Genomic DNA, 23449 nt, shown 5'->3' with positions numbered 1-23449 from the left:
GCGTGACCGCCAAAGATGCCGTAACCGGGCAATGGTTGAGCAGAGATGATTCCGACCAGGTATTTACGATTAAACAACGACCGCAGGTATTGTCCCCTAACGGAGGAGAGATTTTGAATGGTGGGGCAGCCATAATCAGTTGGTTGCCGCATCCTGCGAGTAATGTAAACTATACAATTCTATCTTCCCTTGATGCTGGTGCAACTTGGACAGTCCTCCAGAGTGGGGTCGTCGGTACCAGTTTGCAATGGCAAGTGCCGAACACACCAACGGCTACGGCTCTGGTTCGCGTGACCGCCAAGGATGCTGTAACCGGGCAATGGTTGGGTAGAGATGATTCCGATCAGGTCTTTACGATTCGACAACGACCACTGGTATTGTCCCCTAATGGAGGAGAGGTTTTACAAGGGAACTCGGTTTCAACGATTGATTGGACAGCGGTTTCCGGCAATGTGAACTACACAGTACTCTATTCCCTTGACAGTGGTACAACTTGGACCGTCATCCAGATTGGAGTTACTGGTTCCAGTTTGCAATGGCAGGTGCCGAACACCCCCACCACCACGGCCCTGATTCGCGTGACCGCTAAAGATGCCGTAACCGGGCAATGGTTGAGCAGAGATGATTCCGATCAGGTCTTCAGAATCCAATAGATTCGATCCAAGGAGCACCCTGTTGGATAAATATCTGACAGGGTGCTTCTAATCTGCTGACGAGCTCAATAAAACCAAGGCCGAGTTTTCGAAAAACTTGAGACAGGTCCCGTGTGCTGGATCTGGACGTGTTCACCCGGTCAGGTGGAATCCCCGCAAAACGGACAAAAACGAGAGGTGCGAACGGGTTCTTCATTGTAGCGGATTCAGGGAGGAGACCGGGACTCTGAAAACCGCCGATTGTTTTTTCTGCACCCCCTGTTGATACTCGGAGGATAAGTGTTATTTTTCTATCGTGTGCCGTTTTATGGGAGGGATGCTTTCCGATGTTGGTCTCTTTTTTCATTGCAGTTATCGCCAGCACTCTTTTGACCCCCTGCCTTATACGATGGGCTCATTCCCGAGGGATTCTGGATCAGCCCGGGGGGCGCAAAAAGCATTCGACCGGGATCCCCCGGTTGGGTGGTATTGCGATTTTCCTGGGGGCTTCACTGGGGATCCTGTGTGTCGGTACTCTCTCCAGGGAGATGGCGGCAATTTTGACCGGTGGATTCCTGATCTGGTTGACCGGTGTGATCGATGACGGGATGGAAATTCGGCCGGCGGTCAAGTTGATGGGGCAGGTTCTGGGTGTTTCCATCGCCGTCTTCTGGGGAGATATTCATATTGTTAATCTTGGAAACCTTTTCGGTGGCGGGAATGTTGTCTTTTCTGCGAGTTACAGTGAGTTTTTTACGATCTTTGCAGTTGTCGGGGTCATCAATGCTGTCAACATGCTGGATGGTCTTGATGCCCTGGCTGCCGGCTTCGGGCTGATAGCCCTGTTTTCCTTCCTGGCACTGGGGATAGGGTGCGGGAATGAGACGGTTGTGATTTATTGCCTTGCCGTTGGTGGAGGGGTGGTTGGGTTCATTCGCTACAATATCCATCCCGCGAAGATTTTTATGGGAGACAGCGGGTCGCTTTTCCTGGGTTATTCTCTGGGGATCATCGCTGTTGTTCTGAGCCAGGGGTATGGAGGAAAACCGATTCAACCAATTTTGCCTCTGATTATTCTCGGAGTTCCCATTATTGATACTCTGGTTGTCATGTTTCGACGGATTGCAAAGGGTAAAAATCCCCTCTCTCCGGACCGTACGCACCTGCATTATATTTTTCAGGATTTTGGCATTCCTCACCCCCTGACCGTTGTTGTTATCTGCCTGATTGCCTTTTTCTGGTGTGGGGTTGCTCTTCTCTGTGCTACTCTTCTCTCGCCTTTTCCGCAACATGTATTGTTCTTCTGTTTTTTGTCGGTGTGTATTGTTTCGTACCTGTGTATTGGTTGGGTCCGTAGTAAATCAACTCTTTTGTGGGACAGAATGCAGGGTTGACCTGTTCGTCTTTTCCGCGTCTTCTGCTGCTGGCGAGGTTTGATGTTTGGCTGGCGTTTATTGCTTTTTTTTTGTGGGGGGGTCTTTTTTTCATCTTCTCTGCTGGCCGCGCCCTGGCAACCTCCCGGTGACCTTCTGGCTCGGCATGACCTGCAACTGCTGTCGGATGAAGGTGTCACCAACGCTCCGTTAAGTTCATGGCCGGTTTCTCTGGCAGATTTCACCTCTGTCCGGAATGCCGAGATTAAAACGAACGTGCCCTGGGCCGACAGCGCGGCGATGCGTCTACGGCAGCAGTTTCGGAAGGTTCGTCGCCCCGGTATAACTTCCCGGGAAAGCTTCTTTTCCGTGGCAGACAACCCGCTTGTTTTTCGGTCTTTTCAGACGACACCACGGGAGCGGGCCGAGGCCGGCAGCGCAATTGAATGGTTGGGGAAAAGATTTGCCGCGCGGCTTGAGGTAAAGGCCCTGGATGATCCCGCGGACGGTAATGCCGTACGCTTTGACGGTTCCTACATCGCGGCAACATTCGGCAATTGGATCTTCTCATTCGGGGCCCAGGATCGCTGGTGGGGGCCCGGCTGGGACGGAAGCCTGATATTGTCCACCAGTGCCAGGCCGGTGCCCGGGTTCAGCTTCCAGCGCAAGCAGTCCGTACCCTTCTCGTGGCCGATTCTGAACTGGCTCGGGCCCTGGAAGCTGGAAGGGTTTGCGGGGCGCCTGGAAAACAGCAGGTTTGTCTCCCATTCCAAGTTGCTGGGGGCCCGGTTCAGTTTTCGTCCGAATCGGGATCTTGAGATTGGTTTGTCGAGAACGGCGCAATGGGGCGGAGAGGGGCGGCCGGAAGATCTTGACTCGCTGATCGATCTCATCCTCGGCAGGGACAACCGCGGCAGTGAGGGGATATCTCTCTCCAATGAACCGGGCAATCAGCTTGCCGGGATTGACTGGCGCTGGCGGCCACCCCTTTTTCGATCTTGCAATTACGCGATCTATGGACAGATCGTCGGTGAAGACGAAGCCGGCGGTTTTCCGTCAAGACCGATGGGGCTCGGTGGTCTTGAACATTGGGGCGGGGCGTTTGCGGGAAGTTACCGGGTTTACCTCGAAGTTGCCGATACCAGTCTTGATTTCTATCACTCGTCAGTGCGATACAATAAGGCCTACGAACACTTCATTTATAAAACGGGCTATCGTTACAAGGGCCGTCCGCTCGGGCATACCATGGACAACGACGGACAGTCCGCGTCTCTGGGATGGCTCTGGTCCGGTCCGGCCGGGATTGCCTGGGGGGGGCACCTGCTTTACGCCCGGTTGAATCGTGATGGTGAGGATGTTCTGCCGCCGGGCGGGAACCTGATTTCCCTCGACCGCAAGAGCAAGTTGCGCCGGATTCTGTTTTTTCATCAACGTCAGCTTGGTCGCGGGAAACTTTTTTTCCAGGCGGGAGCAGCATTTTGGGATTCGGATCAGGGGGATGATACGGATCTGATTCTGGGATTATCGTGGAATCTTTCATTGTGAGCGAGGGATCAAATTGAACAGGTACTCAGTTATGCGTAGATACTGTGGGCTGCTGATCGCGGGCCTGTTGTTGCTGATTTCATTTTCACCGGACGGGACGAATGCCCAGGCCGCGGCTTTGACCGCAAATGCCGATATCGGGCAGTTGCTGCAACAGGTTTCGCCGCAGGAACGGGAAAAATTACTGCAATCGATTCCGGCAAACAGTTCCGGTGTCGTTGCGGACAAGCCGTTGGAGCAACCGCAGGTTGTCAAACCTCTGCCATCGTCGGCGGGAAAGGTGAGTGCCGGTTCAGCAAAGCTGCCGTCCAGGATAGAAGCGCGGATGAATCTTTCCCTGGGCAGCGAGGGGCTTGGCATGTCGTCGCAACCCCGCTCCCTGAAAGGCTCTCTGCGCCAGTTCGGATACGATCTGTTCGCCGGGGTGCCGACCACCTTCGCGCCGGTGACCGAGATTCCCATCCCGACCGATTATGTCCTCGGTCCCGGGGACCAGGTCCAGGTCCAATTGTATGGAAATCTCAACGAGAACTACACCTTTACGGTTGATCGGGATGGCGCGATCAACCTGCCGAAACTTGGCCCGCTGCAGGTTGCGGGACAGAAGTTCGCGGCGGTACGCAAGCTGTTGTCCAGCCGGGTGGAGACGGAACTGGTCGGTGTCAAGGCCAACGTGTCGCTTGGCGAGTTGCGGTCCATGCGGATTTTTGTTCTCGGCAATGTTCGTCGTCCCGGTTCCTACGTTGTCAGTTCACTGACGACCATGACCAACGCGCTGTTTGTTTCCGGGGGGATAAAACCGATCGGCAGTCTTCGTGATATTCAGTTGAAACGTAGAGGAAAGCTGATCAATCGTCTCGATCTTTACGATCTGCTGCAGAAGGGTGACACCTCCGGGGATGTCCGGATGTTGCCCGGTGATGTCCTCTTCGTCCCCCATATCGGTCCGACAGTCGGGGTTGCCGGAGAGGTCCGGAGGCCGGCTATATACGAGTTGAAAGGGGCTGCGACGGTTGCTGATGCGTTGCAACTGGCGGAAGGACTGCTGCCGACGGCACAAAAAAATGCCGGACAGATCGTCCATATCAACTCCAGTGGTCTGCGGACGCTTCAGGATGTGAGTTTTGAGGCCCAGAAGGATCTCGACGCGAAACTGAAAGATGGTGACCTGATCCGGGTCTATCCTATCACCGATCACCTTGAGAACCTGGTTGTGCTGAAGGGACACGTCCGTCATCCGGGCTCCTATCAGTGGCATGAAGGGATGCGGATCACCGACCTGTTGCCGGGATTCGATGCCTTTCTTCCGGATCCGGATCTCGATTATGTGCTGGTCCGTCGTGAAACCCGACCCAACAGGCGGATCGAGGTTTTCTCCATCGATCTCGCCGGGGCGCTGGCTGATCCTTCGAACGCGGACAATGTTCTGTTGCAGCCGCGGGATCAAGTTCTTGTTTTCGGCATGTCAACCGATCGTCAGGCCGCTATTGCCCCGCTTATAGACATTCTGCGGCAACAGGCCCGCAGCGGCACCCCGGAAAAAGTGGTCTCCATCCTTGGCCATGTCTCGTTTCCGGGGAGTTACCCCCTTGAGACCGGGATGTCGGTCGGTGATCTTGTTCGCGCTGCCGGGGGATTGCGCCAGGAAGCCTACCGCATGGAAGCCGAATTGACGCGTACCACGGTGCAGGATGGTGGCCGCAAGGTGGCGACCATTGTTGTTCCACTGGCTGGCGCCGACGGAGGAAACTTCAGTCTTCAGCCCTTCGACCAGGTGCAGGTTCGTCCCATCCCGGACTGGTCAGAAAAGGAGACCGTGACCATCAAGGGGGAGGTCCGTTTTCCCGGAGTGTATACCATCAAGCCCGATGAGTCTCTGCGGTCATTTATTGAAAGAGCCGGTGGGCTTACCGAGCGGGCGTTTATTCCCGGCACCGTTTTTTCCCGGGCCGACCTGCGCACCAAGGAGGCCGAAGAGCTGAAAAAGATGCGGTCCCGGCTTAAATCCGACCTGGCGTCGATGACACTGGAGCAGGCCCGGGACGACGCCAAAAGCGCCGAGGCGATAACCCAGGCGCAACAGTTGCTGGCTGAACTGCAGGCGGCGCAGCCGGTCGGCCGCATGGTTATCAACCTGCGGGATGTGCTGGATGGCAAACAGCAGGTTCTGCTGCGGGACGGGGACGTGCTCGTGATTCCGCGGGTTCCGCAGGAGGTGACGGTTCTGGGCGAGGTGCAGTCGGGAACGTCCCACCTGTGGCGCCCCGATTTGAGCCGGGACGATTACATTGACCTGTCTGGCGGGCTGACCGCCAAGGCCGATGATAATCGTATCTACGTGGTCAGGGCCAACGGGGCGGTGATTGCATCGGAGCCGACGCTCTGGTTCGGCAGTCGTGAACAGACAGTGCAGCCCGGTGATACGGTCGTTGTTCCGGTTGACCTGCAGAAGATGCAGCCTCTCAGCTTCTGGCAGACGGTTGCCGACATTACCTACAAGCTCGCCCTGACCGCGGCCGCGGGCAAGGCAGTCGGGGTGTTCTGATGACGGCAAAAGAGACGGCAAAGAACGGTGAAGTGAAGGAAGCGCGGGTTGCGCCCTGCCCGGAATCCCCCGGGCCTATGGTCGAAACGGTCGATGAGATCGACCTGTTCGCATTGGCGCAGGTCGTCTGGTGCGGGCGGAAAATACTGATCTGCTGGTTTCTCCTGTTCGCTATGGTTTCTGCCGGAGTCAGTTTGATGCTTCCCGATATTTTCCGCGCGGAAGTTCTTCTGGCCCCCGCCCAGCAGGATGAGAAAAGCAATTTGCCCGGTACCCTCGGTTCATTAAGTGGCTTGGCAAGCCTGGCCGGGATATCTCTTGGGGGCAAAAGTTCGGATGAAGCCGTCGCGATTCTGCAGAGCCGCGAATTTCTCTGGGATTTTGTCAAGCGCCACAAACTGTTGCCGAAACTGTTTCCGGATGATTGGGATTCGACGAAAAAAAAATGGAGCGATCCGGATCCGGAAGATCAGCCAGGCTTATGGGATGCCTACCGTTTGCTGGCGGAAGATGGGGTCATCAACCTGGTGACCGAAAAAGATTCCGATTTACTCAGGTTGCAACTCGAATGGCCCGACCCGGTGCTTGCCGCCGAGTGGGCCAATATGCTGGTTCAGGATCTCAATACCTACTTAAGGCAGCGGGAAATTCTTTCCAGCCAGAAGAATCTTAAATACCTGCAGGATGAACTGCAGCGGGTTGTCACGGTTGAACAACGGCAGGCCCTGTTTTCTCTTATTTCCCAGGAACAGCAAAAGGCGATGCTGGCCAATACCCAGGAAGAATTTGTCTTTCGGGTCTTGGATAAGGCCTCCCCGCCGGATAAGAAGGCCAAGCCGAAGCGGGCCTTGATCGTCGTCATTGCTTCACTTTTGGGTGGGTTTTTGGGTTTGCTGTTTCTTTTTGTCCGGGAGGGTTTGAAGCAGCGGATGGAATTGAAACAGTGAGATTGAATAGGGATTGATGGATGCTGCCGGTAGGAGTCTATGGCAAGGCCCTCCCCAAAGGCTGAAATTCGCGAAACACGATCTGCTCCCTGTGATTACCGCGGCTTCAGTAAGAGGCAGGGGCCATCAGTTTTGGCGAGTGACCCGTTATTTTTTATGTAGCACGATTATCAATCGCACATTTGCGGAATTGATCGATGCTGCTTGGTGTTAAAGGGAAGGCATTGATTGAAAAAATTAAAGCTATAATTGAAAAAGATAAGCATTTAGCGGAGTTGCTGAAGGGTGCCTATATTGCGTTTTGTATGAAGCTGATCGGACTCGTCCTTGGCTATATCTTGATTCTTTTGATCTCCAAAGCTTATGGAGCGGAAGCTGTTGGGGTCTATTCCTTAGCCTTTGTTGTGCTTAGGATATCAGCGATGGTAAGCCGAATGGGTATGGACACATATCTTTTACGGCATGTGTCAGCAAATTATACTGACTCAAACAATGCTTGTTATATTCCGGGTGTCTACCACAAAGTGTTCGGCATTGTTCTTTTCGGAAGTATTATGATTTCTGTGACGATGTACCTGTTGTCAACTCCTATCGCTGAGTATGTATTTCACAAGCCGCAATTAGGAGATTCCTTTAAAATAATTGCAGTGGCAATTGTGCCATTTACACTTGCCGCGTTGCACCAAGAAGCAATCAGGGGAGCGAAAAAAATATTATGGTATGCATACCTAAATAATGTTTCTATATCGTTGTTTGGATCCCTGTTATTGCTCATATTGATATATATTGGGTCAAATAATTGCTTGACGCCGATCGTGGCAGTGTCCGGTAGCGGATTTGTTGCGGCTTTAATGGCAATAGTAGTGTGGAGGAGGATTCTTAAGGCTACAGTTTTTGAATGGACTGATAGAAGCTTGGCGTTTAGCGCTCCGGCGGCAAAGGATATATTTAAAGTAGCGATTCCACTAATGCTAATCAGTTGTACTTTTTTCATCATGAATTGGATCGATACGCTTGTATTGGGCGTTTTCGAAACAACCGCAAATATTGGTGTATATACTGTGGCGCTGAAAGTGGCCATGCTGACAAGCGTATCTCTGGTAGCGGTGAACTCGATTGCGGCCCCGAAAGTGTCGAAATTGTGGAGCGAGGGAGATATGGAAGCGCTCAGGAAGGTGGTGCATCAATCCACTTCATTAACCTTTTTAGCGGCCTTGCCTCTTTTAATTGCCTTTTTAGTGTTTCCCTCTTGGGTGCTTGGATTGTTCGGAAAAGTTTTTGATTCCGGTGTGGAGGTTCTGATGATTCTGGCAATTGGCCAGTTCGTGAATGCTGTTTGCGGACCGGTCGGGATTGTCCTATCCATGACGGGACATCAGGTGATTGCTCAAAATATCATTATCCTTGCTGCGATTGTAAATCTTCTGCTAAGTATGACACTTGTTCAGCCTTACGGCATATTTGGTGTGGCTTGGGCAACCATGATCAGCACGGTATTATGGAATTTTCTTATGAATTATTATGTTTTTAAAAAACTTGGCTTTATCACGATCAGATTGAGGTTGGCCAAATGAAAGCACCAAATTTTATGTGCATTGGTGCCGCTAAAAGCGGCACGACAACGCTGTATGACATTCTGAGGCAGCATGACGATATATATCTGCCGAGTTACAAGGAACCACACTTTTTCGATATAGACAAAAACTATCGGAATGGCATCGAATACTATCTTGAAGAGTATTATTCGACCTTGCAAGGTGAAAGGGCTGTTGGAGATTTCACACCCAGTTATCTTCTATTTTCAAAGTGCGCTGAAAGAATTTACCATACATTTGGTGAAGGTATGAAGTTCGTAATAATTCTCAGGAACCCAGTTGACCGTGCATATTCACAGTATCTCCATGCCAAAAGGGATTTGATTGAAGGATTGTCTTTTGAAGTGGCACTTGAGAGGGAAAAAGAACGCCTGAATCAGTTTTCAATTCAGAAAGATGATATTTCCTTTATTCGCTTCTCATATATTACGGGTGGAAGGTATTACGATTTGATTAAGCCGTATATGCAGTATTTCAGGCCCGAACAGTTCAGGATTTATCTGTTCGAGGATGACTTCCTGCATAGAAGGGATGAGATGGTGAAAGACATCTGTTCCTTCATCGGGGTCAAACCTATGGATCTTAATTTGAACCTGAAAAGCAATGCCGCAGCACAGGCTCGGTTTCCATTCGTCAAGCGGCTCCTGATCAGAGAAGGTCCTGTTCGAAATCTGCTGAAAAAATTGGTTCGTTCCCAGAGAATGAGAAACAGGGCCAGGAACTATCTCCAAAGGGTTTCGGACAAGCCGATGGAGAAGAAGGACTTAGATTTAAAACTGAAAACCATGTTTATGGAGAAGTATTTTGTTGATGATGTGCAGAAGCTCGAAATGGAGCTTGGTCGTGATCTTTCGGTTTGGCACACTGCTGTCTCACGGTTTAATCAATAAAATGGTTCGTCGGCAAAGGTGATCAAGTAGCTCGATTTCGATAAACAAGAGTGGATCAAGATCGGCTGATATGTCTATTTCGGTGGCGCCTGCCTTGTTACATGCTTTTTTTGTGTTTCAGTTTCTGACTGTTTTTGCCGGAGTTTCGGCCACCGCAGCGAAATTTGCTCTAGGTCTGCTGGCGTTTGTGTTGATGTTTGTCTCGACGATTCAGAAGAGAAAATATGTAAAATGGCATGCGAAGGACTTGCATGCCAATGGCTTTTTATTTTTTCTGTGGTATGCAGTTGCTTTGATGATGGGCCTTATGTATGGGTTTGATGCTAAATATGTTTTGATTAATGTGCTTTCCCTGGCCCCAATTTTTGCCTTTCTGTTTATCCCCGAGCGAGTGGATGTAGAAAAGATTTTAAATATTGTTGTTTCGTATTCGTTTTGCAGTGCCATTCTTGGCATAATAGAAGTTTACTTATGGCAGGATGTCCCGTTTGTCAAACATTATGTCGACGTTTCCTTGGTCATGAAAGACGTTCATACACTGAATTCGAATCTTTTCAGGGATGGGTCTCTTAAGGCGTTCGGGATGTTTAATAATGCACTTCAGAATGGAATTTTTATGGTGCTAGGTGTAGGGATAATCCTGTTCAGAATTTGCGGTCATAGAAAAAAAATATATTGGTTAATGCTGCTAATATATTTACCAGCTATTTACTTTACGTACACACGTAACGTCTACTTCACTCTAGCCGCAATCATTCTTTTTTTTGCGGTTGTTACCATGTCGAACAAGAAAACGCTTTCGTGGCTCTGGTTTTTCTGCCTTGGCTTGTATGCAGGGGTAATGTCTTACAGCGTTTACCATGCTCTGGGAATTGGCTCATTCGATGGCGATTCGATAATGGCTCGCGTAATTAGCTGGGGAATCATTATTAATGACTATCTTCTGTCGGAAAAATCGCTTCTACATATTGTCTTTGGTTATGGCATTACCCAGTTGTCAGGTAGTTATGCTCCGCCTACATCTTTTTGGGCCATAGATAACAGTCTTCTTCTGGTATTTCTTGGGTCGGGACTCGCCGGGGTGTGCTTGTTTTTGGCCTGGGTAATACATGCATCGAGTTATTTAAATAAAAAGCTTGGTGTGTTGAGGTCCGAAAAGGAAATTCGGAATCATCATGTTATATTGGTTTTCCTGTTTGTTTACTTGCTGAGCGGAGCAATGAATGCCAACGTATTCAATACTCAGGTGTTGCTTCCTATGGTTATGTTGTTGAGTGCTTGCTTCAGGTTTGGAGTTCGAAAGAGGAATTTTCAATAAAAACGCATTTGTATTGTTCCAACCGTTTGCACTTAAACATTCTATGGAAGTTGATATCGTTTCTGGTAGCTAAACGAGAAAATTGGCAGGTAGACCTAAATGAGAAGCTGTGTAATTGAAGTAAATTACAAGAATTCAGGTGAAACGAGGAAATCCCTGGTCTCGTTAGCGATATCCACTGTGCCAGTAAAAACTGTAGTTGTTGATAACACCCCGAATGATCCGGATCTGGAGGTGGCCCTGGCGCCGTTTCAAGATGTGCACCTGATTCGGGCACCGAAGAACCTTGGCTTTGGCCGGGGCAACAATCTGGGTATCGACTGGGCCCTGCGGCAAACGGACTGCGAGTTTGTCCTGATCCTGAATAACGATGCCACCATCAAGCCGGACGCGATCGAGCGCATGGAAGCGGCGATGGATGCGCATCCGGAAGCGGCGATTGTGGCAGCTAGGATTGTATTGGCCGAGGATGAATCGAAGCTTTGGTACGGGGGCGGCGAAGTCGATTGGCGTTGTGGGGGCGGCAGGGTGCCGGGAGTGCCTGGGCCGGCTGATGCTCTCCTGGCGATGCAGGCGCGTTATGTCTCGTTTGCCAGCGGTTGCGCAATGATTATTCGTCGAAATGTGTTGCAGGAGTTAGGAGGGTTCGATAAACGTTTTTTTATGTATGAGGAGGATTTGGAACTGTCTCTGCGGGTTCAGGAAGCGGGATGGAAGATCTGGTATGAGCCAACTGCGCTTATTTCCCATGTCGGTCAAGGCAGCCAGAAAAAAAAGAATAAATTTATCTCACGATATGATTCAAGAAATCCTAGTTTGGTGTTTTTGGTTTATCATGGATTCAAGAACTGCTTATTGAACATGGGAATGCATGCTCATTCCTGGAAAAAGATTCAATTCATGACATTTTTCCCTGCTTTTTTATGTATGAAATGCGCTCAATGGGCAATGCGTGGAAGATTCGATGCGATACGTAGTGCCTTGACGGCCATAAGAGATTACAGAAGGGAGCGTAGATGGTCGCACAGATAGATTCACGATATATTAAGATCCGGCCCACGAAGCTGGTTTCGCGGCTTGTTAGTTACGCTCTCTTCGAGGGGCGGCCGGTGACCACGCGCGGTCAGTGGATTAATCCGCTGCTCTTTGCTCTTTTCTCTGTGGAAAAAAGGCTGCCGCAGCTTAAAAAGGTGAAACGGCCCCTCTTCATCCTTGGTACCGGCCGCAGCGGCACCACGATTCTCGGCGTGGTGCTTTCCATGCACCGGGAAGTGGGTTTTCTCAACGAACCGAAGGCAATGTGGCACGCCATCTATCCACATGAGGATGTGATCGGCAGTTATAGCTGTGGTCCGGCCCGCTATCGCCTGGATTCTGCCGATGTCGATGCGGTGGTGCAGCGCAATGCTAATCGGCTGTTCGGTGCCTATCTTGCCTCAGTTTTCTCAAATAGGCTGGTGGATAAATACCCGGAGCTGATCTTCCGCGTGCCTTTTGTGCGCAAAATTTTCCCCGATGCACAGTTTATTTTTCTGGTGCGCAACGGCTGGGATACATGTTCCTCGATCGACAGATGGTCCGATCGCTGCGGAGAACAGAAAAATGGAGAGGTGCACGATTGGTGGGGGGTAAACCAACGCAAGTGGAAGTTGATGCTCAAGGAGCTGATCGAACCAGATTCCTATTTTGCCGATATCAGGGAGGTTGCGGCCAGTTTCGAGCGCCACACCGATATGGCGGTACTGGAGTGGGTGGTGACCATGCGTGAGGGGATGCGTCGACTGCGGGAGAACGGTGACTGTATCCTCATGGTGCGCTATGAGGATCTGGTGGGTTCGCCACGTCGGACAATGCTTGGGATCGCTGAATTCGCCGGTTTTGACGAAGATGAGGTTTGGCTGCGTTATGGCGAGTCGGTTTTGCATCCTGCTTCACGGCATGCGGCATTCGAGATGCACCCCGCCCTGCGACCGCTTTTTGATGAGACAATGCAGGCGCTGGGGTACTGATGGAAAGGCAAGCCTTGAAAGTTGCGGTCATCGAGCCTGTGGGGGGGCATGGTGGAATGGACTATTACGACTTTGGCCTTTGTGGTGGGTTGGCCGCTGCCGGTGTGGATGTCGTACTCCATAGTTGTGAAGAAACAGTGGTACCGGCTGGTACCGCCTTCAGTGTGCGCCACAGCTATGCCGGCATCTACGGCGATGCTCCGGCCTGGCGGCGTGGTCTGCGTTATCTGCGCGGGACAATAGAAGCTTTGTGGTGCTCAGTGCGCGAAGAACGGCGGATTTGTCATTTTCACCTCTTTCATGTCGGACTCTTGGAAGCGTTCAATTTTGCATTGGCCAAGTTGTTTGGCCGACGTGTGGTGATTACGGCGCACGATGTGGAGTCATTCGTTGGTAGTCTGGAGGTGCCTGCGCTCAGCCGCTGGGTCTACCGCCGGGCAGACCGGGTGGTAGCGCACAATCACATCAGTCGCCGGGAGCTGATCGAGCGCATCGGCCTCGATGCGGCCCGCATCGCCGTGATCCCGCACGGAAACTACCTGCATGTGCTGCGGCCACTACCGGCCGTGGAGGAGGCGCGCGAGGCACTGGGGATTGCGGCCGGGGCGAAGGTGATCCTCTTCTTTGGCCAGATCAAGGAGGTGAAGGGGCTGGACCTGCTGCTGGAGGCGATGCCGAAGGTGTTGGAAAAACACCCCGATGCCGTGCTGCTGATCGCCGGCAAGCCTTGGAAAAGCGATTTCTCCGTCTACGAGGCGCTGATGGAGCGCCATAGCATCTGTGAGCAGTGCATCACCCATATCCGCTATATCCCGGATGCGGAACTGCCACGCTACTATGCGGCCGCCGATCTGGTGGCTCTGCCCTATCGTCGTATCTACCAGAGCGGGGTGGTGTTGATGGCGATGAGTTACGGCAAGGCGGTGCTGGTCTCTGATCTCCCGGGGATGACCGAGATCGTCAAGGATGGCGAGACCGGCCTGGTCTTCCGCCAGGGCGATGTGGCTTCGCTGGTCGCGAAGCTGGACGAAGCGCTGACCAATCCGACGGCCCGACAGCAGATGGCCGTGCGCGGCTATCACAAGGTGTGCAGCGATTACGACTGGTGTGTAATCGGCGAAAGTAGCAGGGAGCTATATGCGCAAATCAACTAGATGCTTTTTTGCATGGATGTCGGGCTTGGGCCTGATACTAACCCTGCTGGTCGGGTCTGTACTGGCGGCCGAGATGCCGGATGGCTGGCCGTGGCGAGGTGTGACCAGTGACATTGATGCCATAAGGAAACATCCTGAAATAATAGATTTTTTTGGGAACGAAGACATCAGGTTTGTTCGGCTCCATATAAATGTGTTTAACCTGATGTCTGACCATCATTTAAGTGCGGAAAAGGCACTAGACTTCGCGCTGATGGCCTCCAAGGAAGTGGCAAGGAACTTGGCAGATAAGAACATAAAATCGATTGTTAGCATTGCTGACTTTCCTGTTGATAAACATCAGTGCATATACAAGTCTAAGGAAAACTATTGGGACAAAAACGGAAAATGTGTTCAGCAGATTTATAAATTTGTAAATAAAACCGTTGATATGATGTCAGCGAGCGAGATAGTCGGATATGAGTTTCTTTCTGAGCCTGTAGTTAAAAAGAAAGTATCCCGGTTTCCTCAAAGATATTCTCAGCCAGATAACTGGGTAGAGATATTTAAGGAAATATTGAATATTGTTAGAAAAAAGGACAAGGAACGGTACGTGATATTTTCTCTTGGCCCATGGGCCTTTCCCGATAATTATAGTTCATTTAAGCCATTTGCTGATGAGAGGATCATTTACGATATTCATATGTATCAGCCATTATTGTATGCCTTTCAGGGGATTAAGGGGCATAAGGATGGAATTTATTACCCGGGTGTGATCCCGACAAGGGAGATTTTTCCTACTTATGACAGATTCCCTAATGACTATTGGGACAAGAAGACATTGGAAGAGATACTACGCCCAGCCAGAATCTTCGAAGAAAAATATCATGTTCCGGTTTTAGTCGGTGAGTTTGGAGCGGTACTGTGGGCGCCCAACAGCAATCGCTATTTGGGTGACTTGTTGAGTGTTTTTCAGGCCAATAATTGGGGGTGGATATATTTTGATATTGGTTCTCGGTGGCATGGATTTGATGCGCGATTCGTACCTTACAAGAAAAATGGCAAGTATCGGTTCAGATACGCAGGCCACTCTACCAAAAGAATGAAAATTTTACGTGAATATTTCAAAAAGCAGTAATTTGATTCTGATATGAAACAGTTTCTGCAATCGAATCCAAAGCATCATCTCCTTGTTGGGAACAGGTTGTTTGGTGATGACCTATTTTGCTGCAAGAGATGGTGCTTTTGTTTAACGTGAGACCGCTGTGGGGTTTGATTATGGATAGAACGGGTGATCCGTTAAGAATTGCGATACTGGGTAGTCGCGGTATTCCTAATGAATATGGAGGATTTGAGCAGTTTGCAGAGCATCTATCTGTTGGGCTGTCTAAAATTGGATACGATGTTTCTGTATATAATCCAAGTTTTCATCAATTTAAAGAGAGTACATTCAAAGGGGTGACTATTATACCAAAGTGGTGCCCTGAAAAAAAAATAGGTTCAGCAGCACATATAATTTACGATTATCTTTGTTTGAAGGATGCGATTCGTCGAGGAGTAGATGTTGTTTTGGAACTCGGTTATCAGAGCTCTGCTATCTCCCTGCTGATGAGTCCAGTTAGCAAAACTCGAATTATCACTAACATGGACGGCATGGAATGGAAGCGACAAAAATGGGGACCGATAGTGCAACGTTTCACACGATGGGCGGAAAAGATTGGTACCTATAAGTCGCATGCTTTAGTGTCAGACAATCTAGGCATTCAAGAATATCTGAAACAGACATATGGCAAGGAATCGACGATGATTCCTTATGGAGCGGAGGTTTTTGATTCCCCTGATAAATCTTTTTTGGAACAATATGAATTGTCAGAAAATGGATACTATATATTGATTGCACGTATGGAGCCTGAAAATAATATTGAGATGATACTTGATGGATATGTGATGGCTATGGTTGAAGAGCCTTTTGTGGTGGTTGGAAACTACTCAAATGAGTTTGGGAAAAAAATATATCAAAAATACAATAAGTCTAATGTTAGGTTTTATGGTGGAATCTATGACATTTGTTCATTGAATAATCTTCGGTACTATGCTCGAGCCTATTTCCATGGGCACTCTGTTGGTGGGACTAACCCCTCGTTATTAGAGGCTATGGCATCTCAATCATTGATTGTTGCCCATGACAATGTATTTAATCGATCAGTTCTGTTTGATAATGCGATTTATTTTCAATCTGCACGTCAAGTTGCTGAAATATTGACTGACCAGAAAGAGTTGTTTGTTAGGAGTAGGTTATGTGTTGACGGTAATTTGCGCAATATCCGTGAGGTATATCGTTGGGATTTAATAGTTCGCCAATATTCCGAACTGATTGAAAGGGTGTTCTATGAGGATACTAATCATAACTCAGGATGAGCCATTTTTTCTTGCAGAAAATATAGATTACCTGCTTCGCCATTTGCCAGATCAGTCTAATGTTGTTGGATGTTGTTTGTTCGATGCTTCTCCGTTTGGTAGACGAGAGTCGTTTGTTAGGAAGGTTGTGAAAACATTATATATATTCGGCCCAGGGTTTTTTCTTCATTATTCAGTGCGATTTTTGGCAAATCGTTTTTTTGCGAAAAAAAAATTAAGGAATGTTTTATTGCTTCATGGAGTGTCAATCATTAAGCTTACGCATTCAATTAATCATCCAGAGTCGATTGAAATCCTAAAATCATATGACCCTGACCTGCTGATATCTATCGCAGGTAATCAGCTGTTTAAGAAGTCTGTCATTGAGCTAGCCCCTAAGGGCTGCTTGAACCTGCACACAGCATTACTACCAAAATATCGAGGTTTGATGCCGACATTTTGGGTTCTTAAAAACGATGAGAAAGAAACAGGGGTATCGGTATTCTTTGTTGATGAAGGTATAGATAGTGGTCCAATACTAGTTCAAGATCGTATTCAAGTCGATAATCGATCACAGCAAGACTTAATTCGCCACACCAAAAAAATCGGGATGGATGCGATCATAAAAGCGGTTAAATTGATTGATGGCGATGATTATTCTTTGATTGAAAATAATGATGATGAAATGACATATTATTCGTTTCCTAATCGGAAAGACGTGCGAGCTTTTTTGAAATCTGGAAAGCGCTTTTATTAATGAATATCCTTACCTGTGACATTGAAGACTGGTTCCATTTGCTGGATATCCCAGCAACAGCAAACGTTGAAAATTGGGATAACTTCACGTCACGTATTCATGGTAATGTTGATCGCCTGCTGGAGATCATTCAACTTCATGGGCACAGTGCGACCTTTTTCTGCTTGGGGTGGGTCGCAGAGAAATATCCTGAGGTCATTAGGAAAATCGATGCCTCTGGGTTTGAGATTGCCACACATACTCATACGCATCAGCTTGTTTATCAGCAGAAGCCCGAACAGTTTTGCCAGGACATCAGGCGATCTATCTGTACTCTGGAAGATATTACAGGTAAAAAAGTAAAAAGCTTTCGTGCTCCAGGATTTTCAATTATTCCGGGCATGCCATGGGCGTTTGAAACTTTGGTTGAGTTGGGGATCGAGCGTGACAGTTCTATTTTTCCGCTTGCACGTGGGCATGGTGGTTTTGCTACTTTCGGCTCGGCTCGGCCAGCTATTATCGAGTGTGGTGGTGGAACTTTGAAAGAGTTTCCCATTAGTTTGGGTCGGTTATGGGGTAAACAGATAGTTTTTTCTGGCGGAGGTTATTACAGACTTCTTCCTTACCGTACGGTGCAGAAGTTGACGACGAAATCAGACTATCTGATGTCTTATTTTCACCCACGTGATTTTGACCCAGAGCAGCCTGTGCTGGATTTACCATTGTTCAGGCGATTTAAATCATATGTAGGTTTGCAAAGGGCATTTACTAAATTTGATCGTTGGTTAGCCGAAAATGAATTTATTGATATGCTGGTGGCTGATGAAGCAATTGACTGGGATTCTGTTCCGAGAATATCGGTGAATTGACAAAACTGCTGTGTGTTATCTTTTGGCTTCTTTTCAAAGAGTTGGAACGGCTGAAAAAGCTGTTGTGACCGTTCGAGTTGTCCACCGGACCGATAGGTGTGTCGAGTTGTGTGAACACATGGTTTACGTCTCGTCAGGTTTGCGATTACTGAGGAGCAGAAACTGAATTTTCAGGGACGACTACATTTTTTCAGGGGCGGCTACTTCACCCCGAAACTCCACACACCACTGTCACTGACCGGCCCTCCCCTCGGTGTCTGAGCTTCAACCTTCCAGTAATAGGTCGTCCCTGCCGTCAGCCCGGTGACATCGAGGCTGCGCAGGGTTGGGTCGGGTGCGGGAGTTGATGAACCGCCTCCGCCGCAGGCGCTGAGGAGGGTGAACAGGATCAGGGCGACGCCGAGCAGCAGGGCGGCACGATATTTTTTGCGCAGGCCGAGGGGCAGCAGCAGGGCGCTGAGGCCGAACATGGCGTAGCTTGCCGGGGTGGTCGTTGTCAGGGCGGCGGTAACCTGGAAGCTGCGCGGGCTGCTGAAATTCGGGTCGGTATCGAGCAGCACGGTGTTGCTGACGGCGGCGCCGAGAGCATCGAGAGGCTGCTTCCAGGTCAGGGTGATGTCGGTTGCCAGGCCGCTGCTCTGGTCGGCCGGGGAGAGCAGGGCCGGTGCCGGGGGCAGCAGCAGGTCGTAAGCGGCTTTGGCGTCGACCAGTCCGTAACCGTAATCGTTGTCGGGGCCGGCTGGTCCGAGGTCAGCGGCCGAGAGGCGCAGGGCGTCTTCCAGTTCCTTCACGCTGGCGCCGGGGAAGCCGCCCTGGCCGCGCAGCAGGGCCATGACGCCGGTGATGTGGGGGGCGGAGAAGGAGGTGCCGCTGGCGGTGAGATAGGTTGCAGACCCCGCCAGGCTGATATCGGCGGTCAGGATACTGAACCCCGGGGCGACAATATCGGGGAAGATAGCACTGTTGCAGCTTGACGGGCCGCGGCTGCTGAAATCGCTGATCAGAGTCGGGTCTCCGATCGCTCCAACTGAACCGACGGCGTAGCTGTTGGCATTGTTGGCCGGACTGACATCCGATCCCTGGGCGGGGCCGTCATTGCCGGCGGAGAAGACAACCGCAATTCCGGCATTGCGCAGGGCCTGAACATCGGCCTCGAAGGTCAGCAGGCAGCCGTCAACGGCACTGAACCCCCAGGAGGCGTTGAGGACATCAGGGGCGTCGTCTGTTGCCGGGTTGTTGTCAGGATCGAGGAGCCACTGGAATGCAAGGTGAATAGCGCTTTCCTGGGTTTGGGGGAGGATACTTTGTGCGTCGTCTGATTTGAAAATCTTGGTGGCGATCCATTGGGCCCCCGAGGTGACCCCGATGGTCTGACCGCTGTTGCTGCCACCGACCAGAACACCCGCAACGGCCGTGCCGTGGCCGGTGCTGTCGCAGGGTTGGCTGGTGTCGGCATCGCAGAGGTCACAGTTGTTGACCCCACTGGTGGGGCAATCTGTTGCGGCAATGGCGTTGTACCAACTATTGGTTCCGCCACGGTAGCTGGGCTGCAAGTCGGGATGGTTGACATCCACTCCGGTGTCCATCAGGGCAATGGTCACCCCTTGTCCCGTCAACCCCAGATTCCAGAGATCCGGAGCCTTGATCAGGTTCAGGTTGCTGGTGGCCGTTGCCGCCGCCGGGGCCGGTGATGCCGGTGGATCGATCAGTCGGTCGTAGCGCACCGACAGCACCTCCGGTTGCGCCGCCACCTCGTCAATCAGGTTGGGCGGCAGTTCGGCGGCGACACTGTCGATCAGCCAGAGCGACTTGACCTTGTTGATTTGGTTGACCGCCAGAAGGTCGCGCAGCTGTTGCCGGTGTTTGGCGGTACGCTGTTTGAGTTGTCTGAGGTGATGCATCCGTGCCAGGCGTCGGCGTTCTCCCTTGCGGGTGCGGATATCGGCGGCCAGGGGGGCGACCTGTTCCAGTCCCGGTTCCGGTTTCAGGGTGATAATGACCGGGATGCTGCCGGTCGTTCCCCGTGACAGGACGGAGAGCAGGTGAGATCCCAGTTCGGCGGCCGTGACCGGGTTTCCGCAGAGAAACAGGGTGGCAAGGCCGCAGAGGAGAAACAATCTGGTCACCGGGTACCCCTCCTCTATTCGATCGTCAGACCCTGAACGCGGTAGTCACCGAGAGCCACGGTGACTTTGCTGCCCGACCTGATCAGCCCGGTATTGCCGAAAAAGATCCAGTAGACGACTCCGACCTGCGGCGGGTTCTTGGTGCTTGGGCGCATGGGGCCGAGTTTGGCCGGGACCGGCACTTTCAGGGCTTTTCCGGTCTTGTCATCGACCAGGTAGAACTTGTTCTTCTTGGTGAAAAGAGGTTTTGCTTTTTCTGCGTCGAGAACCCGGAAGCGGAAATCGATCATGTGGCCTTCCGCGGTGAGACGCAGGGCGGTGATTGCCACGCCGAGTTCGCTCAGTTCGCCGTCAGGGCCGGGTTTCAGGTTGATCGGTTCGCCGCTCCAGGCGGGCGGGGCGGGGATGAACAGGGAGAGGGAGAGAACCAGGAGTAACAGACGCATCATGCGGACCTCGCAGCAGGGGGAATGAAGGATTTTTCTTGCCCGGGGGTGGGCCCGAGTGCCACATTATAACTTATCGGAAGCGGTCCTGCCATGTATCTCCAGTGGTTTTGTTGGCAACGACCCTCCGGATCGGAGTACAATGCCGGCAGGTATTCCCCCGCCGGAGCGGGACAATTCTTCACAGAAAGTGACGATTCAAGATGAAGTCCGGTCTCTCCGACCGTTTCGGTCGCCAGCTGAATTACCTGAGGTTGTCCATTACGGATCGCTGCAATCTGCGTTGTCGCTATTGCATGCCGGAAGAGGGGGTCGCGTCCCTCGGTCACGGTGCGGTGCTGCGTTATGAGGAACTGCTGCGTATCGCCAAAGTGGCCTGTGACCTGGGGGTGCGCAAGATCCGGGTAACGGGCGGCGAGCCGCTGGTGCGCAGGGGAGTGGTTGATTTTATCGGCACGCTGGCGTCCCTGCCGCAGCGGCCGGAGGTGGTCGTGACCACCAACGGTCTGCAACTGGCGGAGATGGCGTCTGACCTCAGGGACGCCGGTCTCAGCCGGGTCAATGTCAGCCTCGACACTCTGGACGCCGGCCGGTTCCTTCAGATCACCCGTCGCGAAGGGCTGGAGCGGGTGCTGGCCGGTATCGAGGCCGCGGACAAGGTGGGCCTGGGCCCGGTGAAGATCAACATGGTGCCGATCGGCGGGGTCAATGCCGATGAGATCGAGGCCTTTGCCCGGCTGACCCTGGAACATCCCTGGTTTGTCCGCTTCATTGAATTCATGCCGGTCAGCGATGATCTCGACTATACGCCGGAACAGCGGATTCCGGTGGAGGGCATCATGGCCGCCCTGCGGCGGGTTGCGCCGCTGGTGGAGGAACCCCGTCGGGGACCGTCCGGACCGGCGCGGCTCTATCGTTATGAAGGCGCGCCCGGTGGCCTGGGCGTGATTCCGGCGGTCTCCAGCCACTTCTGCGACCAGTGCAACCGTCTGCGGGTGACCGCCGACGGCAAGATCCGTCCCTGTCTCTTTTCCGACCAGGAGATCGACCTGCGTGCCGCCATGCGTGACGGTGCCGGCGATGAGGAACTGGCCGCCATCTTCCGGAAAGCGGCCAATGTCAAACCGGACCGCCACCACCTTGAAGATCCCCATGACGGCACCGGGACACGGCGCATGGGGCAGATCGGCGGTTAGCCGTCAGGGCTGATGAAAAACTTGTTGAGGCCGCCAGGGCGCCAAGAGCGCCAAGAAACCCCATTTAACAAAGACCTGAATCAGTGAGCTTCACGTCGGCGGATAGCACAAGTCATTGACCTGCCTACGCTTCCCAAAAATCACCGGCGAACCTGAGGGTGCGCCTTAGATTTTTGAAAATCGTATCCAGGCCAAGCACTTGCACTCTCCATCCAACAGAAACTCACTGATTCAGGAAAGAGACGCAGAGCAGGAGAGAATGCAGGGTTAAGTCAAGCTCGGCTTGAGATTTTTAAACTCCAAGGCTTTTCCTCTCCATCTTTGCCCCTCTCCGCCTCTGCGTTAAATCAGCTTTTGACCTTTTTGGTGTCCTTGGTGTCTTGGTGGCCTACTCCTTTGGCAGCGCCTCGTTCAGCAACTCCAGGATATGCACCGCCCGTTGGCTGCCGCCGGCGTGGTTGATCGAATCCTGCAGCTGCATGATGCAGCCCGGGCAGTCGGTGGCGACCAGTTCGGCGCCGCTCTCTTCGATGTGTCCGGCTTTTTTCGCGCCGATCCTCTTGCTGTTTTCATAGTGGTAGACCGAGTAGGTGCCGCCGAGGCCGCAGCAGGTGGCGGCATCCTCCATCTCGACGAACTCGACCTGCGGCAGGCTCTTCAGGATCGCCCGCGGTTCTTTGGTGATGCCGCGGGTGCGCAGGTGACAGGGGTCGTGGTAGGTGACCCGGGTTCTGACGCCGCCTTTTTTCGGCAGTTCGGCGAGTCTCTCCGGTAGGCCCATCTCGACCAGGAAGACGAAGATATCGCGGGTTTTCGCCGCCAGTTGCTGGTAGTCGCCGCCGAGATCGGCGTATATCTTGCCGATGCCGGCATTGCAGGAGGCGCAGGCGGTCAGCACATAGTCGACCGGCTCGTGGGTCAGTGCGGCGAGGTTCTGTTCCGCCAGTTGTTCCACGACAGTCCCGGCTCCGGCTGAAACCGCCGGCAGGCCGCAGCAGGCCTGATCCTTCGGGATGATGACGGTGACGCCGAGAAACTTCAGCGCGCGCAGAAAGGCCTCGCCGATCTCGGGGTACATATAGTTGATGCCGCAGCCGGTGAAGAAGGCGACGGTCGGCATCCCTTCTTTGCCCTCAATCCGTTCCGGGCAACGTTCGCGGAACGGCCGGGCGGTGAGCGGCGGCAGGGTGCGGCCGCTCTCCAGGTAGGGGGCGGGAAAACGCAGTCGCAGGCCGCTGTTCTCCGGCAGTTTCCTGAACAGCAGCGCCGAGAAGCGACCGCCGGTTTTGGCCAGGGTGTTCATCAGCTTCGGCCTGCCGAGAATGGCCGCGACCCCCTTGCCGAAGCTGGAGAGTCCGCGCTGTTCGGCGATCTTGCGCCGGGCGGCGGCGACGATCTCCTCGGTCGGTACCTTGTTCGGGCAGCCCGCGCAGCAGGAGCCGCACAGCAGGCACTGGGAGAGATCTTCGAGGACCTTCTCTTCCAGGCCGATCTCGCCGTCAAGGACTGCTTTCGACAGCGCCACCTTGCCGCGCGCCACCCGCCCTTCACGGCGCTCGGCGCCGAACACCGGGCAATGGGCCCGGCAGGCGCCGCACTTGACGCACTGCTCGATTTCTTCGCGGTAGTCTTCGAGGTTTTTCAGTTTGGCCATGAGATCAATTCTGCCACCAAGACACCAAGTTCACCAAG

The 23449-nt window shown here is 52.1% G+C and carries 18 protein-coding genes and 1 pseudogene; 16 read left to right on the top strand and 3 right to left on the bottom strand.

Going from position 1 to position 23449, the window contains the following annotated elements; all coding sequences use genetic code 11:
- The 15 genes and pseudogenes from B5V00_RS17210 to B5V00_RS11785 all read left to right on the top strand — a co-directional run.
- Window positions 1-653: pseudogene (locus B5V00_RS17210) on the top strand (hypothetical protein); the annotation flags it as partial.
- Window positions 654-979: 326 nt separating this feature from the next.
- Window positions 980-2026, top strand: coding sequence for a glycosyltransferase family 4 protein (locus tag B5V00_RS11850; protein ID WP_085011010.1), 1047 nt, complete (start codon window positions 980-982; stop codon window positions 2024-2026).
- A 348-nt stretch (window positions 2027-2374) separates the two neighbouring features.
- Window positions 2375-3550 carry a capsule assembly Wzi family protein gene (locus B5V00_RS11845; RefSeq protein ID WP_172399731.1) on the top strand — a complete coding sequence of 392 codons (1176 nt, stop codon included), beginning with the start codon at window positions 2375-2377 and terminating at the stop codon, window positions 3548-3550.
- 31 nt (window positions 3551-3581) lie between these two features.
- Window positions 3582-6095, top strand: coding sequence for an SLBB domain-containing protein (locus tag B5V00_RS11840; protein WP_085011008.1), 2514 nt, complete (start codon window positions 3582-3584; stop codon window positions 6093-6095).
- On the top strand, window positions 6095-7042 hold the full coding sequence (locus B5V00_RS11835) for a GNVR domain-containing protein (RefSeq protein WP_085011007.1): 948 nt from the start codon (window positions 6095-6097) through the stop codon (window positions 7040-7042). Before B5V00_RS11840 ends, B5V00_RS11835 begins: the two co-directional genes overlap by 1 nt.
- 197 nt (window positions 7043-7239) lie before the next feature.
- The gene (locus B5V00_RS11830) at window positions 7240-8616 is read left to right on the top strand and encodes a flippase (RefSeq protein WP_085011006.1); all 1377 of its coding nucleotides are present in this window, start codon (window positions 7240-7242) and stop codon (window positions 8614-8616) included.
- On the top strand, window positions 8613-9527 hold the full coding sequence (locus B5V00_RS11825) for a sulfotransferase domain-containing protein (RefSeq protein WP_085011005.1): 915 nt from the start codon (window positions 8613-8615) through the stop codon (window positions 9525-9527). Before B5V00_RS11830 ends, B5V00_RS11825 begins: the two co-directional genes overlap by 4 nt.
- 70 nt (window positions 9528-9597) lie before the next feature.
- On the top strand, window positions 9598-10845 hold the full coding sequence (locus B5V00_RS11820; protein WP_085011004.1) for a hypothetical protein: 1248 nt from the start codon (window positions 9598-9600) through the stop codon (window positions 10843-10845).
- Window positions 10846-10944: 99 nt separating this feature from the next.
- Window positions 10945-11877, top strand: a complete 933-nt coding sequence (locus B5V00_RS11815) for a glycosyltransferase family 2 protein (RefSeq protein ID WP_085011003.1) — start codon at window positions 10945-10947, stop codon at window positions 11875-11877.
- A complete protein-coding gene (locus B5V00_RS11810; protein WP_085011002.1) occupies window positions 11862-12854 on the top strand; it encodes a sulfotransferase family protein in 993 nt (330 codons plus the stop codon). The genes B5V00_RS11815 and B5V00_RS11810 overlap by 16 nt, the downstream gene beginning before the upstream one ends.
- A gap of 56 nt (window positions 12855-12910) precedes the next feature.
- The gene (locus B5V00_RS11805; protein WP_172399730.1) at window positions 12911-14008 is read left to right on the top strand and encodes a glycosyltransferase family 4 protein; all 1098 of its coding nucleotides are present in this window, start codon (window positions 12911-12913) and stop codon (window positions 14006-14008) included.
- A complete protein-coding gene (locus B5V00_RS11800; protein WP_085011000.1) occupies window positions 13992-15125 on the top strand; it encodes a glycoside hydrolase family 5 protein in 1134 nt (377 codons plus the stop codon). The genes B5V00_RS11805 and B5V00_RS11800 overlap by 17 nt, the downstream gene beginning before the upstream one ends.
- 140 nt (window positions 15126-15265) lie before the next feature.
- Complete coding sequence (locus B5V00_RS11795; RefSeq protein ID WP_085011017.1) at window positions 15266-16405, top strand: DUF1972 domain-containing protein; 1140 nt, start codon at window positions 15266-15268, stop codon at window positions 16403-16405.
- Window positions 16377-17141, top strand: coding sequence for a methionyl-tRNA formyltransferase (locus tag B5V00_RS11790; protein ID WP_085010999.1), 765 nt, complete (start codon window positions 16377-16379; stop codon window positions 17139-17141). The genes B5V00_RS11795 and B5V00_RS11790 overlap by 29 nt, the downstream gene beginning before the upstream one ends.
- Window positions 17141-17989, top strand: a complete 849-nt coding sequence (locus tag B5V00_RS11785) for a polysaccharide deacetylase family protein (RefSeq protein WP_085010998.1) — start codon at window positions 17141-17143, stop codon at window positions 17987-17989. The genes B5V00_RS11790 and B5V00_RS11785 overlap by 1 nt, the downstream gene beginning before the upstream one ends.
- Before the next feature lie 200 nt (window positions 17990-18189).
- Here the strand turns inward: B5V00_RS11785 and B5V00_RS11780 are convergent, their stop codons facing one another.
- Window positions 18190-20115, bottom strand: a complete 1926-nt coding sequence (locus B5V00_RS11780; protein WP_085010997.1) for a S8 family serine peptidase — start codon at window positions 20113-20115, stop codon at window positions 18190-18192.
- A 14-nt stretch (window positions 20116-20129) separates the two neighbouring features.
- The gene (locus tag B5V00_RS11775) at window positions 20130-20564 is read right to left on the bottom strand and encodes a hypothetical protein (RefSeq protein WP_085010996.1); all 435 of its coding nucleotides are present in this window, start codon (window positions 20562-20564) and stop codon (window positions 20130-20132) included.
- A gap of 200 nt (window positions 20565-20764) precedes the next feature.
- Here B5V00_RS11775 and moaA point away from each other — a divergent pair, with 200 nt between their 5' ends.
- Window positions 20765-21757: a GTP 3',8-cyclase MoaA gene (gene moaA / locus B5V00_RS11770; protein WP_085010995.1), complete on the top strand. Its 993-nt coding sequence runs from the start codon at window positions 20765-20767 to the stop codon at window positions 21755-21757.
- Between the two features lie 388 nt (window positions 21758-22145).
- Here moaA and B5V00_RS11765 read toward each other — a convergent pair whose 3' ends face one another.
- Window positions 22146-23411: a (Fe-S)-binding protein gene (locus B5V00_RS11765; protein ID WP_085010994.1), complete on the bottom strand. Its 1266-nt coding sequence runs from the start codon at window positions 23409-23411 to the stop codon at window positions 22146-22148.
- Window positions 23412-23449: the final 38 nt, after the last annotated feature.

The organism is Geothermobacter hydrogeniphilus (genome assembly GCF_002093115.1).
GTDB lineage: Bacteria > Desulfobacterota > Desulfuromonadia > Desulfuromonadales > Geothermobacteraceae > Geothermobacter_A > Geothermobacter_A hydrogeniphilus.
The sequence above is the reverse complement of the archived record's forward strand: the minus strand, read 5'-3'. Positions and strand labels throughout refer to the sequence as shown.